The organism is Rahnella inusitata, from assembly GCF_003263515.1.
GTDB classification, from domain to species: Bacteria; Pseudomonadota; Gammaproteobacteria; order Enterobacterales; family Enterobacteriaceae; genus Rahnella; species Rahnella inusitata.
On record NZ_JYDE01000036.1, the window covers coordinates 17,974 to 32,315 of the forward strand.

12 protein-coding genes are annotated in these 14,342 nt (G+C 53.3%); 1 reads left to right on the forward strand and 11 read right to left on the reverse strand.

Annotation, left to right across the window (positions count from 1 at the left end):
• Positions 1-45 precede the first annotated feature (45 nt).
• Together secA and secM are read right to left on the reverse strand one after the other, a co-directional pair.
• Positions 46-2,763, reverse strand: a complete 2,718-nt coding sequence (gene secA, locus TU92_RS18825) for a preprotein translocase subunit SecA (RefSeq protein WP_112168702.1) — start codon at positions 2,761-2,763, stop codon at positions 46-48.
• A gap of 80 nt (positions 2,764-2,843) precedes the next feature.
• Complete coding sequence (gene secM / locus TU92_RS18830; protein ID WP_112168703.1) at positions 2,844-3,368, reverse strand: secA translation cis-regulator SecM; 525 nt, start codon at positions 3,366-3,368, stop codon at positions 2,844-2,846.
• Positions 3,369-3,394: 26 nt separating this feature from the next.
• Between secM and TU92_RS18835 the strand changes: the two genes are divergently transcribed.
• Complete coding sequence (locus TU92_RS18835) at positions 3,395-3,919, forward strand: DUF721 domain-containing protein (protein ID WP_112168704.1); 525 nt, start codon at positions 3,395-3,397, stop codon at positions 3,917-3,919.
• 20 nt (positions 3,920-3,939) lie between these two features.
• On the opposite strand, the gene lpxC is transcribed toward TU92_RS18835, so the two are convergent.
• The 9 genes from lpxC to murD all read right to left on the reverse strand — a co-directional run bounded on the left by lpxC (position 3,940) and on the right by murD (position 14,341).
• On the reverse strand, positions 3,940-4,857 hold the full coding sequence (gene lpxC / locus TU92_RS18840; RefSeq protein WP_112168705.1) for a UDP-3-O-acyl-N-acetylglucosamine deacetylase: 918 nt from the start codon (positions 4,855-4,857) through the stop codon (positions 3,940-3,942).
• Between the two features lie 105 nt (positions 4,858-4,962).
• Positions 4,963-6,117 (reverse strand): cell division protein FtsZ, encoded by a 1,155-nt coding sequence (gene ftsZ, locus TU92_RS18845; protein ID WP_013577005.1) that lies wholly within the window; start codon positions 6,115-6,117, stop codon positions 4,963-4,965.
• 71 nt (positions 6,118-6,188) lie between these two features.
• Positions 6,189-7,445: a cell division protein FtsA gene (ftsA, locus tag TU92_RS18850; protein WP_009634688.1), complete on the reverse strand. Its 1,257-nt coding sequence runs from the start codon at positions 7,443-7,445 to the stop codon at positions 6,189-6,191.
• Positions 7,442-8,284, reverse strand: coding sequence for a cell division protein FtsQ (gene ftsQ, locus TU92_RS18855; protein WP_112168706.1), 843 nt, complete (start codon positions 8,282-8,284; stop codon positions 7,442-7,444). Before ftsQ ends, ftsA begins: the two co-directional genes overlap by 4 nt.
• A 1-nt stretch (position 8,285) precedes the next feature.
• Entirely contained in the window at positions 8,286-9,206 is a 921-nt protein-coding gene (locus TU92_RS18860; protein ID WP_112168707.1) for a D-alanine--D-alanine ligase, read from the reverse strand.
• On the reverse strand, positions 9,199-10,674 hold the full coding sequence (murC, locus tag TU92_RS18865; RefSeq protein ID WP_112168738.1) for a UDP-N-acetylmuramate--L-alanine ligase: 1,476 nt from the start codon (positions 10,672-10,674) through the stop codon (positions 9,199-9,201). Before murC ends, TU92_RS18860 begins: the two co-directional genes overlap by 8 nt.
• Before the next feature lie 78 nt (positions 10,675-10,752).
• Positions 10,753-11,820, reverse strand: a complete 1,068-nt coding sequence (murG, locus tag TU92_RS18870; RefSeq protein ID WP_112168708.1) for an undecaprenyldiphospho-muramoylpentapeptide beta-N-acetylglucosaminyltransferase — start codon at positions 11,818-11,820, stop codon at positions 10,753-10,755.
• On the reverse strand, positions 11,817-13,019 hold the full coding sequence (gene ftsW, locus TU92_RS18875) for a cell division protein FtsW (RefSeq protein WP_413527961.1): 1,203 nt from the start codon (positions 13,017-13,019) through the stop codon (positions 11,817-11,819). Before ftsW ends, murG begins: the two co-directional genes overlap by 4 nt.
• 5 nt (positions 13,020-13,024) lie before the next feature.
• Positions 13,025-14,341, reverse strand: a complete 1,317-nt coding sequence (murD, locus tag TU92_RS18880) for a UDP-N-acetylmuramoyl-L-alanine--D-glutamate ligase (protein WP_112168710.1) — start codon at positions 14,339-14,341, stop codon at positions 13,025-13,027.
• Position 14,342 lies beyond the last annotated feature (1 nt).

A 14,342-nucleotide genomic window follows, 5' to 3' on the forward strand; every position in this document is an offset into this window, starting at 1 on the left:
TGATTAGCCGCCTTTAAGATTAACACGATGACTTAGCCTGATATCTTACTTTTGCAGGCGGCCATGGCATTGTTTGTATTTTTTGCCGGAACCGCATGGGCAGAGATCGTTACGCCCAACTTTACGCTCCCCCGAAGAAGCAAGGCGTGCGGCCTCTTCCACTTCAACTTCCAGCTGATCCTGATGGCTCAGTTGTTGCTGACGCGCCAGACGCTCGGCTTCTTCACGACGCTGCAACTCCATCGCTTCCACTTCCTCAGGCATACGTACCTGAACTTTGCTCAACACGCTGACCACTTCGTATTTCAGTGATTCAAGCATTGCAGCAAACATGGCAAAGGACTCGCGTTTATATTCCTGCTTAGGATCTTTCTGCGCGTAACCACGTAAGTGGATACCCTGACGCAGATAATCCATCGCCGCCAGATGCTCTTTCCACAAGGAATCGAGGGTTTGAAGCATCACGCCTTTCTCGAAGTTACGCATCATTTCAGCGCCAACCACTTCTTCTTTACGGGCGTATGATTCTTTCGCAAGTTCCATAATACGTTCGCGCAGAGTTTCTTCATGCAGTTCAGGCTCTTTATCCAGCCACTCTGCAATCGGCATTTCCAGTTCGAAATCGGTTTTCAGACGTTGTTCCAGACCTTCAACATCCCACATTTCTTCCAGAGACTGAGGTGGAATGTAGCTGTCGATCATAGTTTTGAACACGTCTTCACGAATGCTGGCGATGGTTTCGCTCACGTCAGACACATCCAGCAGTTCGTTACGCTGGCTGTAGATCGCACGACGCTGATCGCTTGCCACATCATCGTATTCCAGCAACTGCTTACGGATATCGAAGTTACGGCTTTCAACCTTACGCTGTGCATTGGCAATCGCTTTGGTCACCCAAGGGTGCTCAATGGCTTCGCCCGGTTTCATACCCAGTTTGCGCATCATGCCGGAAACGCGATCGGAGGCGAAGATACGCATCAGAGCATCTTCCATTGACAGGTAGAAGCGTGAAGAACCGGCATCACCCTGACGTCCGGCACGACCGCGCAACTGGTTATCGATACGGCGTGATTCATGACGCTCAGTACCAATGATGTGTAAACCACCGGAAGCCAGAACGGCATCATGACGAATCTGCCAGGCAGCTTTGATTTCTGCGATTTTCTCGTCAGTGGCTTCTTCGCCCAAATCTTCAACTTCAACCTGCCAGCTGCCGCCCAACACGATATCGGTACCACGACCGGCCATGTTCGTTGCGATAGTCACCGCGCTCGGCTGACCGGCCTGAGAAACGATCTCAGCTTCTTTGGCGTGGAATTTGGCGTTCAGTACGCTGTGCGCAATACCCGCTTTAGTCAGCTCGTTAGAGACAACTTCTGATTTCTCAATGGAAATAGTACCCACCAGAACCGGCTGGCCATTGGCAGTACAATTACGAATGTCTTCAATGATTGCGCCAATCTTTTCCATTTCAGTCATGTAAACCAGGTCAGCCATATCTTTACGCACCATAGGGCGGTTAGTTGGCACAACAATGGTATCAAGCTTATAAATAGAGCTAAATTCGAATGCTTCGGTGTCTGCGGTACCGGTCATACCGGCCAGTTTTTCGTACAGACGGAAGTAGTTCTGGAAAGTAATAGAAGCCAGCGTCTGATTTTCGTTTTGAATATCCACGCCTTCTTTCGCTTCCACTGCCTGATGCAAACCATCAGACCAGCGGCGGCCCTGCATCGTACGGCCAGTGTGCTCATCGACGATGATCACTTCACCATCTTTCACGATGTAATCGACGTCGCGGGTGAACAGCACGTGCGCACGCAGCGCTGCGGTTACGTGGTGCATCAGCATGATATTAGTCGGGGAATACAGGGATTCGCCCTCTTGCATGATGTCCGCTTCTACCAGCATTTCTTCAATCAGGACCAGACCGCGTTCCGTCAGGTGAACCTGACGCGCTTTCTCATCCACGGAGAAGTGACCTTCGCCCTGGAAGGAATCCGAATCCTCTTTTTCCTGACGGATCAGTTTAGGGATCAGTTTGTCTACGCGGGTGTACATTTCTGAGCTGTCTTCAGCCGGGCCGGAGATGATCAGCGGAGTACGGGCTTCATCGATCAGGATGGAGTCGACCTCATCCACCAGCGCGTAGTGAAGTTTACGCTGTACGCGTTCTTCAGGGCTGAACGCCATGTTGTCACGCAGGTAGTCAAAGCCGTATTCGTTGTTCGTACCATAGGTGATGTCAGCTGCGTAAGCTGCGCGCTTAGCAGGGGAAGGCATACCCGGTAAGTTGATCCCGATGCTAAGGCCCAGGAATTCAAACAGTGGACGGTTATTTTCGGCGTCACGCTGTGCTAAGTAGTCATTGACGGTCACGACGTGAACGCCTTTGCCACTCAGCGCGTTCAGGTAAGCCGGCAACGTTGCCGTCAGGGTTTTACCTTCACCAGTACGCATTTCTGCGATACAACGCTCATTGAGCACCATACCACCGAGCAGCTGCACGTCGAAGTGACGCATACCGAACACACGTTTACTGGATTCACGTACTACAGCAAAGGCTTCAGGGATCAACGTTTCCAGCACTTCGCCTTTCGCCAGGCGCGCGCGGAATTCATCGGTTTTGGCTCTTAGCTGATCATCTGTCAGCTTCTGAACTTCAGGTTCCATGCGGTTGATGAGCTCAACCACTTTGCGCATACGGCGCAATGTACGATCGTTACGGCTACCAAAAACTTTGGTCAATAATTTGATTAACATGATGCTTGATATCTCTTTGTGGCCGTTAAAATCGGCCCTAATTTATTGATTTATAGATAAAGTGCTTAAATGAGAGTGTGTTAAATCAGGGTGACCGGGCCGGCACGAATGCCCTGTACCTGTGCCAGCCACAGGCCGGTTTGATGCGAAGAGGAGGTAGTCAGCAAAGGCTGCTGCGTCCGACGAATGATCACCGGAGGTTTAGATTCATGGGTCAGTAAGGCATTCAGGGTCACCAGCAAAGCCAGTTGCTGAACGTGCAGCGGCTCGGCTTCTTCAGCAATCACTTCCGGCGAAGCGGTGTAAACCACCTGCGGTGCCAGAGCAAAAGAAAGGTGACGAATTACCGTACGTAGCGCATGCTGCTGCCAATAATCGACACCGAAAGACGGGCGACGATGTGCCTGAAGTAAGGCGAGATTGCTCAGCCCGGCATTACCGATGTTTAGACGGTTAAGACTTGAAGACGTATTGGGAACCGAGGCCAGTTCCGTTTGTGAGAGATTCGTCGACACGCCAAGGCTCGCCGCGACCATCCCCAACAGGAGATGCGGCCAAAAATACTTTCTGCCAAATTGTCGCCAACGATTTAGAATACCAATCACACGTTTATAATCCGCCGGAGCCCATCATGCGCGATAGTCGCCCACAATTATTAGATATCCTGTTCGATGACGCCTCTTCAACGGAACAAAGCCCGCTGCGGAATGTTCAACAGCGCGCTGCGGCGTTATTAAAACTCAACCGCGCAGTGAAGGGTCTGTTACCGTCGCCTATGCAACCATGGTGTCGCGTCGGTAATTATCGACAGGGAGTTTTAGTGCTGGAAATCGCTAATGCCAGCTGGATGATGCGATTACGCTATGAACAACCGGCATTACTCTCTGCACTTCGAGCGCAAATTCTACCATCATTGTCATCAATCGACATCAGGATTAATCCTTCGTTGATGGCTAAAATGGAAAATGCTTCGCAGATTGCTGAGAAAAATAAGGCGATTGCAGCAGAGTCGATGCCAGTCAGGCATTTGAGTTCACAGAGTGCAGATGAATTGAGAGGACTGGCGAGCCGTAGCCCGGAAAAACTGAGGAAGGCATTAGAACGACTGGCTGACCTGGCCGGAGAGAGTGCCAGAACAACCAGTCGTAATAAGTAAAACAGTAATATCTGTACCGATTATGCCAATACTGTAGAAGGGGCTTTAAAAGCCAATGGCACTTCAGCTTCATCCTGGAAGGTAACGAGTTCCCAGGCTTCCTGCTGCGCCAATACCGCTTGCAGTAACTTATTGTTCAATGCGTGGCCAGACTTGTATGCGGTAAACGCACCAATGATGTTATGTCCACACATGAACAGATCGCCGATAGCATCCAACATTTTGTGACGAACGAACTCATCTTCAAAACGCAGGCCATCTTCGTTAAGTACGCGGTAATCATCCACAACAATCGCACAATCAAAGCTGCCACCCAGGCACAAACCACGTGACTGCAAGTACTCGATATCACGCATAAAACCAAATGTGCGCGCGCGGCTGATTTGGCGAACAAATGCTTCTGCAGAGAAATTCATTTTGTAGCGCTGAGAGCTGGAATCAATCGCCGGGTGTTTAAAGTCAATGGTGAAGTCCAGAGAGAAACCATTGAAAGGTTTAAACTCGGCCCACTTGTCACCGTCTTCAACACGCACAGTCTGTTTAATGCGCAAGAATTTCTTCGCGCAGTTCAGCTCTTCAATCCCTGCATCCATCAAGAGATAGACGAAAGGTGCAGCACTACCATCCATAATTGGCACTTCAGGCGCATCGACTTCGATAACGATGTTATCGATGCCCAAGCCTGCAAGAGCCGCATTAAGGTGCTCTACCGTAGAAATACGTACGTCATGCTCATTGACCAGGCAAGTACAGAGCATGGTATCACGCACGGATTTGGCATCTGCCGGGAAATCGACCGGTGGATTCAAGTCAGTGCGACGATAGATGACCCCGGTATTGGCCGGTGCAGGACGCAGAGTCAGGGTGACTTTCTTGCCGGTATGTAAACCGACGCCCGTCGCCTGAACGATACGTTTTAATGTACGTTGTTTGATCATCGTTTTTATCTCGCAATGTTATCCATCTATCCTACCAACCTTTTCATAGTACATTAAGGTTGGCGGGACAGTTTAGCACAAAGAGCGGAGATCCTACAATTCGGACTAGTCTGCCTGCTTACGCAGGAAGGCCGGGATGTCCAGATAGTCGGGCTCTTTATTGGATTGCGCGCTCTGATCGTTAACCACTTTGGCAGCTGGCTTCGTTTCCTGCGGCAACGGAGACATCCCGTGCTGCTGGTAGCGATGATCCATAACAGGCTGGCTGGCTGGCTTATTGGTCACCAAAGTGATCTCAGGACGTTTGTCCATGCCGATACCGGTTGCCACTACCGTTACGCGCAATTCGTCGTTCATTTCCGGGTCAAGGGAAGTACCGATAACCACGGTTGCGTTGTCAGAAGCGAAAGCACGGATAGTGTTACCCACGGTTTCGAATTCATCCAGACGCAGGTCAAAGCCGGCAGTGATGTTGACCAGAACGCCGCGAGCACCTGACAGGTCGATATCTTCCAGCAACGGGCTGGAGATCGCCATTTCAGCCGCTTCTTCAGCACGGTCTTCACCACAAGCCACGCCGGATCCCATCATGGCATAACCCATTTCGGACATCACGGTGCGCACATCGGCGAAGTCGACGTTCATCAGACCCGGACGGGTGATCAGCTCTGCAATACCCTGCACCGCGCCTTTCAGCACGTCGTTGGCCGCACCGAAGGCGTCCAGCAGAGAAATACCGCGACCCAGAACTTTCAACAATTTGTCGTTCGGGATAGTGATCAGGGAGTCCACATGTTTGGACAGCTCAGCGATACCCTGCTCCGCGAATGCCATGCGTTTTTTGCCTTCAAAGTTGAATGGCTTAGTCACGACAGCGACGGTCAGAATACCTAAATCTTTAGCGACTTCAGCAACCACTGGCGCTGCACCGGTACCGGTACCGCCACCCATGCCCGCTGCGATAAAGACCATGTCAGCACCTTCTAGCGCAGCACGCAGGGCTTCACGGTCTTCTTCTGCAGAATTGCGACCCACTTCCGGATTCGCACCAGCACCCAGACCTTTGGTAATACCGCTACCGATCTGAATAGTCTGGCCTACTGCCGTTTTACGCAACGCCTGAGCGTCGGTGTTAACGGCAAAGAATTCAACACCTTCGATGCGCTCGCGCACCATGTGTTCGACAGCGTTACCGCCACCACCGCCGACGCCGATGACTTTAATCACCGCATCGTTGGTCAGTTCCATAGGTTCAAACATAGTTTCTCTCCGTTTTGTGCCTGTCGCGTCGGGATCGAAATACTTGGAAGCATGATCCCGTTGTTAAAACATTAAAACTCTTTTCTCAGCCAGCTATTGATTCGTTTGAACCAGTTGCCCACTGAGGCGCGTTTTTCCACTTCGGCCTCACCGCTCAGGTGAGACTCTTTACCATAGTGCAGCAGCCCTACAGCAGTTGAGTAGTAAGGTTCCTGCGCATAATCTGTCAGCCCGGTGATGTTCAGAGGTTGCCCGATACGCACCTGAGTATGGAATACCCGTTGCGCACAAGCTGCCAGACCATCAATTTGTGCTGCGCCGCCTGTCAAAACGATACCTGCGGCCAGATGATGTTTTACGCCCTGCTGACGTAACTGCTCCTGCAATTGCAAAATTTCGTCATTCACAAGATTTAGCAATTCTGTATAACGAGGCTCGATGACTTCAGCCAGTGTCTGCCGTTGCAGACTGCGCGGCGGACGTCCGCCCACGCTCGGCACTTCGACATTTTCGTCTTTGCCGACAATCGACCCTAATGCACAACCGTGACGAACCTTGATGGCTTCGGCATCGGTCGGTGGTGTACCAAACGCATAAGCGATATCGCTGGTGACCACATTCCCTGCATAAGGGATAACCTTAGTATGACGCAGTGCGCCACCGGTATAAACAGCGATATCCATGGTTCCGCCACCAATATCGACGACACAGACACCTAATTCGCGTTCATCTTCAGTCAGAACGGCATAACTGGCCGCGAGACCGGCGAAAATCAGTTGGTCAACTTTCAGACCGCATCGTTCAACCGCTTTAACAATGTTCTTCGCCATATCGTTATGGCAGGTAATCAGGTGAACTTTGGCCTGCATACGCACGCCGGATAACCCCACCGGATTTTTAATGCCTTCCTGATAATCGATGGCATATTCCTGAGGAATAACGTGAAGCACACGATGCTCATCACGCACACGCACCGACTTGGCAGTGTGCACAACGTTCTCTACATCTTCCTGCGTCACTTCCTCTTCTGAAATAGGAACCATCCCTATTTCATTCTGACAACTGATATGTTTACCAGATAAAGCGAGGTAAACAGAGGAAATCTGACAATCAGCCATCAGTTCGGCCTGATCGATGGCGCGCTGAACGCATTTCACCACCGATTCCAGATCGTTAACGCCACCCTTATCCATGCCACGGGATGGGCAACTGCCCACGCCGATAATGTTGACCATGCCATCGGGCAGGACTTCACCCACCAATGCGGCGACTTTTGCAGTACCGATTTCCAGCCCAACTACCAGTTTTCTGTCCGTCGACTTGATCATTGTTGTTTAGCCTGTGCCTGATTCTGTTGCTGATTACTGTTTTGCTGGTCAATAAACTCCGGCGCCCAGCCGACTGACGCACCGCTGTCATAACGTAAATCGACATAAGTGATGCGTTTTTTATCGGCGTCGGCCTGTTGCTGGAATCTCGGATAAAGCTCGATAAAACGTTGTAAACGCCCCATCCGGTCATCTCTCCCCAACTCCAGCCGAACATCATTATCCAGAGTTAACTGCCACGAGTGACGAGCACTCATTGCCACGGCTTTCAACGTGAACTTGCCGGCGGCCAGCGCCTGACTCATCGTTTGATAGCCTTGCAAAACATCCTGTTCGCTGCCTTCCGGACCATAGAGCAACGGCATTTTCTGATTCACTACGCGCTCGGCGGGTATGCTGAATGACTTGCCGTCGGCATCGACCATATGCAAATCATTCCAGTGTGCAACCGGCACATACTCCACCAGATGTATCTTCAGTTCATTCGGCCATTGCTTGCGTACGCTGGCCTGCTTAATCCACGGCAAACGTTCAATCTGTTGCTGGATGATATTCACATCCTGCGTCATGAACGTGCCCGGCGCCCCTAAGGACAGGATCGCCTGACGAATATCGTCGTTAGTGGTGTAATGGCGCTCGCCGGTCACCACCAGCTGCGATAAAGGCAGCCGGTTTGCATCCTGCATCCAGATAACAACGGCCCATGCACTCCATAAGATGGTGCCTGCGACCAGCAGCAGAAACACGATCCCTGCCAACTGGCCGCCGTTACTGCGACGGCCGCCGTTATTGCTCTCGGCCGTCTCTCGCTCTCGGGTATTCAGGGCGGCTTGAGACATATCAGTCAGCCAGTTCCAGAATACGGAAAACCAATTGCGGGAAGCTCAGCCCGGCATTTTTCGCCGCCATCGGTACCAGACTGTGGCTGGTCATGCCCGGCGACGTATTGGCTTCCAGCAGATTAAAGCTGCCGTCGCCATCCTGCATGACATCAACGCGTCCCCAACCGCTGCAATCGAGCGCCTGATAAGCCTGTAATGCCAGAGCGGACAACTCTTCTTCCTGCGTCTGACTTAAACCACTTGGGCAGAAATACTGTGTTTCATCAGACAGATATTTTGCCTGATAGTCATAAAATGTTCCGGCAGGCTGAATACGGATCGAAGGCATCACCTGTTCACCCACGATAGCGACGGTGTATTCCGGGCCGCTCAGCCATTTTTCCACCAGGACGTTATCATCATGACGGAAGCCTTCCTGCAGGGCCGGTAACAACTCCTGTTCGGTTGTCACTTTGCTCATGCCAACGCTGGAGCCTTCGCGACTTGGCTTGACGATCACCGGTAAACCCAATGCCGCGATTTTCGCTGCCAGAGCGCCCTGCCCTGCTTCTTCAGTTTGTGAACGATGCAACGCCACGAACGGGGCAACGGGTAAACCCAGCGCCTGCCACACCAGTTTGGTGCGGAATTTGTCCATGGTCAGGGCGGAAGCCATCACGCCGCTGCCGGTATACGGCAGGCCGATTTGCTCGAGCATGCCCTGCATCGTGCCGTCTTCACCACCGCGACCGTGCAGCGCGATAAAGACTTTGCTGAAGCCCTGCTCTTTAAGCAGCGCGACGTTAACTGTTTTAGTATCAATGCCGTGAGCATCCACGCCAGACTCACGTAAGCCTGCCAGCACGGCAGCGCCAGACTGTAATGACACATCGCGTTCTGCGGAAGTACCACCAAATAAAACTGCTACTTTCTCAGACATGATGTTCTTCACCTTTCTTCACTGGCTGCAACTTTTGATCAGCCAATTTGCGGGCCACTTTGCCGATGGTACCGGCGCCCTGAACCAGGACTAAATCGTCCCCTTCGAGGATCTGCGCCAGACTTTCAGGCACAGCGTCAATATCAGAAACCAAAATGGGATCCAGCTTGCCACGTGCGCGAATGGTGCGGCACAGCGAGCGGCTGTCTGCGCCCGGAATCGGCGTTTCGCCAGCCGGGTAAACATCGAGCATGATCAGCACATCGACCTGTGACAACACGTTGGCGAAATCATCGTATAAATCGCGGGTACGCGTGTAACGGTGCGGCTGGAAAATCATCACCAGACGTTTATTCGCCCAGCCTGCGCGTGCCGCTTTTACAGTGGCGTCCACTTCTGTCGGATGGTGACCGTAGTCATCAACCAGCATGGCGCTGCCGGATTTGCCGTTCACATTCTCCAGTGGGAATTCACCGAGGAAATCGAAACGGCGTCCGGTGCCCTGGAAGCCTTCCAGCGCCCGCAAAATCGCGTCGTCGCAGATGCCTTCGTCGGTCGCAACCGCAACTGCTGCCGCTGCATTCAGGGCGTTATGACGGCCCGGTGCGTTCAGCGTGACAGTTATTTGCGGCAGGTCGTGACGACGCAGAGTGAAGTGCCCTTGCGCGCCTTCCTGACGGTAGCTCTCAATCATCACGTCTGCGTCTTCGCTGAAGCCGTAGGTAGTGATATGACGACCAACGCGAGGGATCAGTTCCCTGATCACCGGATCATCGATGCACATCACTGCGCGTCCGTAGAACGGCAGGTTATGCAGGAAATTCACAAACGTTTGTTTCAGGTTTTCAAAATCACCCTGATACGTGTCCATGTGGTCTGCTTCGATATTGGTGACAATGGCCACCATCGGTTGCAGATGCAGGAAGGACGCGTCGCTTTCGTCTGCCTCAGCAATCAGGAAGCGACTTGAGCCCAGACGTGCGTGCGTGCCTGCAGCTTTCACCAATCCACCGTTCACAAAGGTCGGATCCAGTCCGGCCTCGGCATAAATACTGGTGACCATGGCCGTGGTCGTGGTTTTACCGTGCGTACCTGCCACAGCGATGCCGTGACGAAAACGCATCAGCTCGGCGAGCATTTCAGCGCGGCGAATCACAGGTATTCGCGCTTCGCGTGCCGCAACGATTTCCGGATTATCGGAAGAGATGGCCGTGGAAACGACCACGACGCTGGCATCCAGCACGTTCTCAGGGCGGTGATTGAAATAAATCTTCGCGCCCAGCGCCGTCAGTTGCTGCGTCACCGCATTAGGTGCCAGGTCAGAACCGCTGATCTGATAGCCTTCATTTGCCAACACTTCGGCGATACCACCCATGCCGGCACCACCGATGCCAACAAAGTGAATGTGCCTGACACGATGCATCTCGGGCACGAAGGTACGCAGTTTCGCCAATTGTTGTGTATTCACGTTTTTATTCACTATTTCAGGTTACTGATTAATCCGTTTCTTACGGCTGGGACCCTGCATTGCACGGCCCGTTCAATTTCATTTTTTACTGGCGGCAACCACTTCGGCGGCCACACGCTCTGTCGCATCTGGAATGGCAGCTGCGCGTGCAGCACGCGCCATTTCCATAAGATGGGTTCTGTCCCATACGGCCATCAAATCAGCCACTGCGGCAGCGCTAAAATCTTTCTGCTCGATAATCTTCGCGGCACCGGCTTTTTCCAGCGGCAACGCATTCCAGTACTGCTGGCGGTCTTTATGCTGGAAAGGGACGAATATCGCCGGTAAACCTGCGGCAGCGATTTCGCTGACCGTTAACGCCCCGGAACGACAGACCACCACATCCGCCCAGGCATACGCCTGCGCCATATCATCAATAAACTCGGTCACTTTATGCTGCTTCTGGCCGACTTTTTCATAAGCCTGATTGACGGACTCCAGTGCACCTTTACCCACCTGATGCCACAGCGTGATTTTATCGCCCATCAGCGCCGCCACGTCCGGCATGCTCTGGTTCAGCACCCGCGCGCCCTGACTCCCGCCAATGACCAGAACCCGGATAGGGCCTTCGCGCCCGGCGAGACGAGTTTCCGGCAATTCGAGCGCCAGTACATCGGTACGCACCGGGTTACCCACCACGTCAGCATTCGGGAATGCGCCGGGAAACGCCTGCAACACTTTTTTGGCAATGTGCGACAAACCCCGGTTGGTCATGCCGGCAATACCATTTTGCTCATGCAAAACCACCGGAATGCCCAGTGACCACGCTGCTAAGCCGCCGGGGCCGGAAACGTACCCGCCCATGCCTAACACCACATCAGGCTGGAAACGCTTCATGATGGCTTTTGCCTGGCGCCACGCATGATATATGCGAATCGGGGCAGTGAGTTGCGCTTTCAGACCTTTCCCACGTAATCCTGAGATTTTAATGAAATCAATCTCAATGCCGTTTTTAGGAACCAGGTCGGCTTCCATACGATCTGCGGTACCCAGCCAGCGAACTTCCCAGCCTTGATCCATCAGATGATGTGCCACGGCCAGTCCGGGGAAAACGTGCCCACCGGTACCGCCTGCCATCACCATTAAACGCCGGGTATTGCCACTCATCGGGCACTCCTTACAAACGCCTGGGCTTTTGCCAGCCGCGTTTCGAAATCCACTCGCAGCAATAACACGATTGCCGTCGACATAATGATCAGGCTCGAACCACCGTAACTGATGAGCGGCAAGGTCAAACCTTTGGTCGGCAACATCCCCGCTGCGGCCCCAACGTTAACCAGCGCCTGGAAGCTAAACCACACGCCAATTGAGCAGGCCAAAAAGCCGGAAAATCGCTGATCGAGCTCTAATGCACGACGTCCAATGGACATCGCACGAAAAGCGACGAAGAATACCATCAACAGGGCTAAAACCACACCGAAATACCCCAGTTCCTCGCCTAAAATCGAGAAGATAAAATCGGTATGCGCTTCCGGTAAATACTCGAGCTTTTGCACAGAGTTACCTAATCCCTGCCCCCAGAACTCACCGCGGCCAAACGCCATCAGTGACTGGGTTAACTGGTAGCCGCTGCCGAACGGATCGGCCCACGGATTCCAGAAGGAAGTCACACGGCGCATACGGTACGGTTCGGCGATAATCAGCAGTACAACCGCAAACGCACCGGAGCCGATGATGGCCAGGAACTGCCACATTTTCGCCCCCGCCAGAAACAGCATCGCCAGCGTGGTAATAAACAGTACAACCACCGTACCGAGGTCAGGCTGCGCCAGCAGTAACACCGCCAGCACGACCATCACGCCCATCGGCTTACAGAAGCCCCAGAAGTTACTGCGGACTTCATCCACCTTGCGCACCAGATAGCTGGCGAGGTAGCAAAACAGCGACAGTTTGGAAAACTCGGCGGGCTGAATACGCAGCGGGCCGAAGGAAATCCAGCGCGATGCCCCGTTGACCGAGCTGCCGACCACCAACACCACCAGCAGCATCACCACCGAGAGCAACAGCAGTACGTTGCTGTATTTCTGCCACACCGCCATCGGCACACGCAGTGTCACCAGCGACATTCCAAAAGCCAGCGCGAGATAAATCGCATCACGCTTGGCGAACAGGAACGGGTCATCCGCCAGACGCTGACCAATCGGCATCGAGGCTGACGTCACCATCACAAAACCCACAATCGCCAGACCAAAGGTCAGCCACAGCAGCGTGCGGTCATACAGCACCAGCGTGACGGTGTCGTTTTCTCTGGCACCCATCACCCAGTCGTTAAATTTTCTGACGAGACCCAGCCCCGGCATACGGATCCGCATCAGCCAAGCTCCTTCGCCAGCGCAGTGAAGACATCACCACGGTGTTCAAAACTGCGGAACTGATCGAGACTCGCACAGGCGGGAGACAGGAGCACCATGTCGCCGGAAGCCAGATGTGAACTGATTTCTCGCATCGCCTGCTCCATTGTTTCAAACAGAGAAGATACTTCCGGGCGCAGCTCTGCCAGTTCAGCCCCGTCACGGCCAAAGCAGTAAACGCGGAGTTTCTCGCCCTGCAAATAACGCGTCAGCGGGGAGAAATCAGCAGATTTGCCGTCGCCGCCCAGTAACAGGTGCAGCGTGCCCTCGACGTGCAGACCATTGAGTGCCGCTTCAGTGCTGCCAACGTTGGTTGCCTTGGAATCGTTAATCCAGCGCACACCGTTGTGTTGCCAGGCTATCTGAAAACGATGTGCCAGGCCGGTAAAGGTGGTCAGCGCTTTCAGGCTGGAAGCATGAGGAACACCGACGGCATCCGCCAGCGCCAAAGCCGCCAGCGCATTGGTATAGTTGTGACGGCCGGTCAGCGGCATCTCATTGGTATTCAGGACTTTCTCACCGCGCACGCGCAGCCAGATATCATCCTGCTGGCGGGTCAGGTGATAATCCCCCACATCCACCCCAAAGCTCACACAACGCTTATCAGCCCCGCGTACCGGCATGGTCAGTGCATCATCAGCATTCACCACGCAAAGCGCGGCGTTCTCATACACTTTTAATTTGGCCGCACGGTACTGTTGCAGACCAAACGGATAGCGATCCATGTGGTCCTCAGTCACGTTCAGAATGGTGGCCGCAGCGGCTTGCAGACTTTCTGTCGTTTCCAGCTGGAAGCTGGAGAGTTCGAGCACGAAGAGATCGTATTCGTGATCCAACATGTTCAGTACGGGCAGACCGATATTGCCGCCTACGCCGACACGCCATCCGGCGGCTTTCGCCATTTCACCGACCAGCATGGTTACTGTGCTTTTGCCGTTTGAACCGGTGATCGCCACAATCGGTGTCTGGGTTTCACGGCAAAACAGCTCGATATCGCCGACAATTTCCACACCGGCTTCAGCAGCGGCGCTCAGCGCAGGCGTTGCCAGTGCGATGCCCGGACTGGCAACGATCAGATCCGCATCCAGCAACCACTCTTCATTGAGTGAACCAAGATGACGCTCAATATTATCCGCAAGCTTGTCCAGTCCTGACGGGCTAACGCGGGTATCCATAACACGCGGCGTCACGCCCCGTGCCACAAAGAAATCAACACAAGAGAGGCCGGTCAGCCCCAGCCCGATGATGACGACTTTTTTACCCTGATAGTCAGCCATA

What these genes read in the sequence shown, in the direction of transcription:
- secA (WP_112168702.1), bottom strand. Translation starts at nt 2,763, where the DNA reads ATGTTAATCAAATTATTGACCAAAGTTTTTGGTAGCCGTAACGATCGT.
- TU92_RS18835 (WP_112168704.1), top strand. Translation starts at nt 3,395, where the DNA reads ATGCGCGATAGTCGCCCACAATTATTAGATATCCTGTTCGATGACGCC.
- lpxC (WP_112168705.1), bottom strand. Translation starts at nt 4,857, where the DNA reads ATGATCAAACAACGTACATTAAAACGTATCGTTCAGGCGACGGGCGTC.
- ftsZ (WP_013577005.1), bottom strand. Translation starts at nt 6,117, where the DNA reads ATGTTTGAACCTATGGAACTGACCAACGATGCGGTGATTAAAGTCATC.
- ftsA (WP_009634688.1), bottom strand. Translation starts at nt 7,445, where the DNA reads ATGATCAAGTCGACGGACAGAAAACTGGTAGTTGGGCTGGAAATCGGT.
- ftsQ (WP_112168706.1), bottom strand. Translation starts at nt 8,284, where the DNA reads ATGTCTCAAGCCGCCCTGAATACCCGAGAGCGAGAGACGGCCGAGAGC.
- TU92_RS18860 (WP_112168707.1), bottom strand. Translation starts at nt 9,206, where the DNA reads ATGTCTGAGAAAGTAGCAGTTTTATTTGGTGGTACTTCCGCAGAACGC.
- murG (WP_112168708.1), bottom strand. Translation starts at nt 11,820, where the DNA reads ATGAGTGGCAATACCCGGCGTTTAATGGTGATGGCAGGCGGTACCGGT.
- murD (WP_112168710.1), bottom strand. Translation starts at nt 14,341, where the DNA reads ATGGCTGACTATCAGGGTAAAAAAGTCGTCATCATCGGGCTGGGGCTG.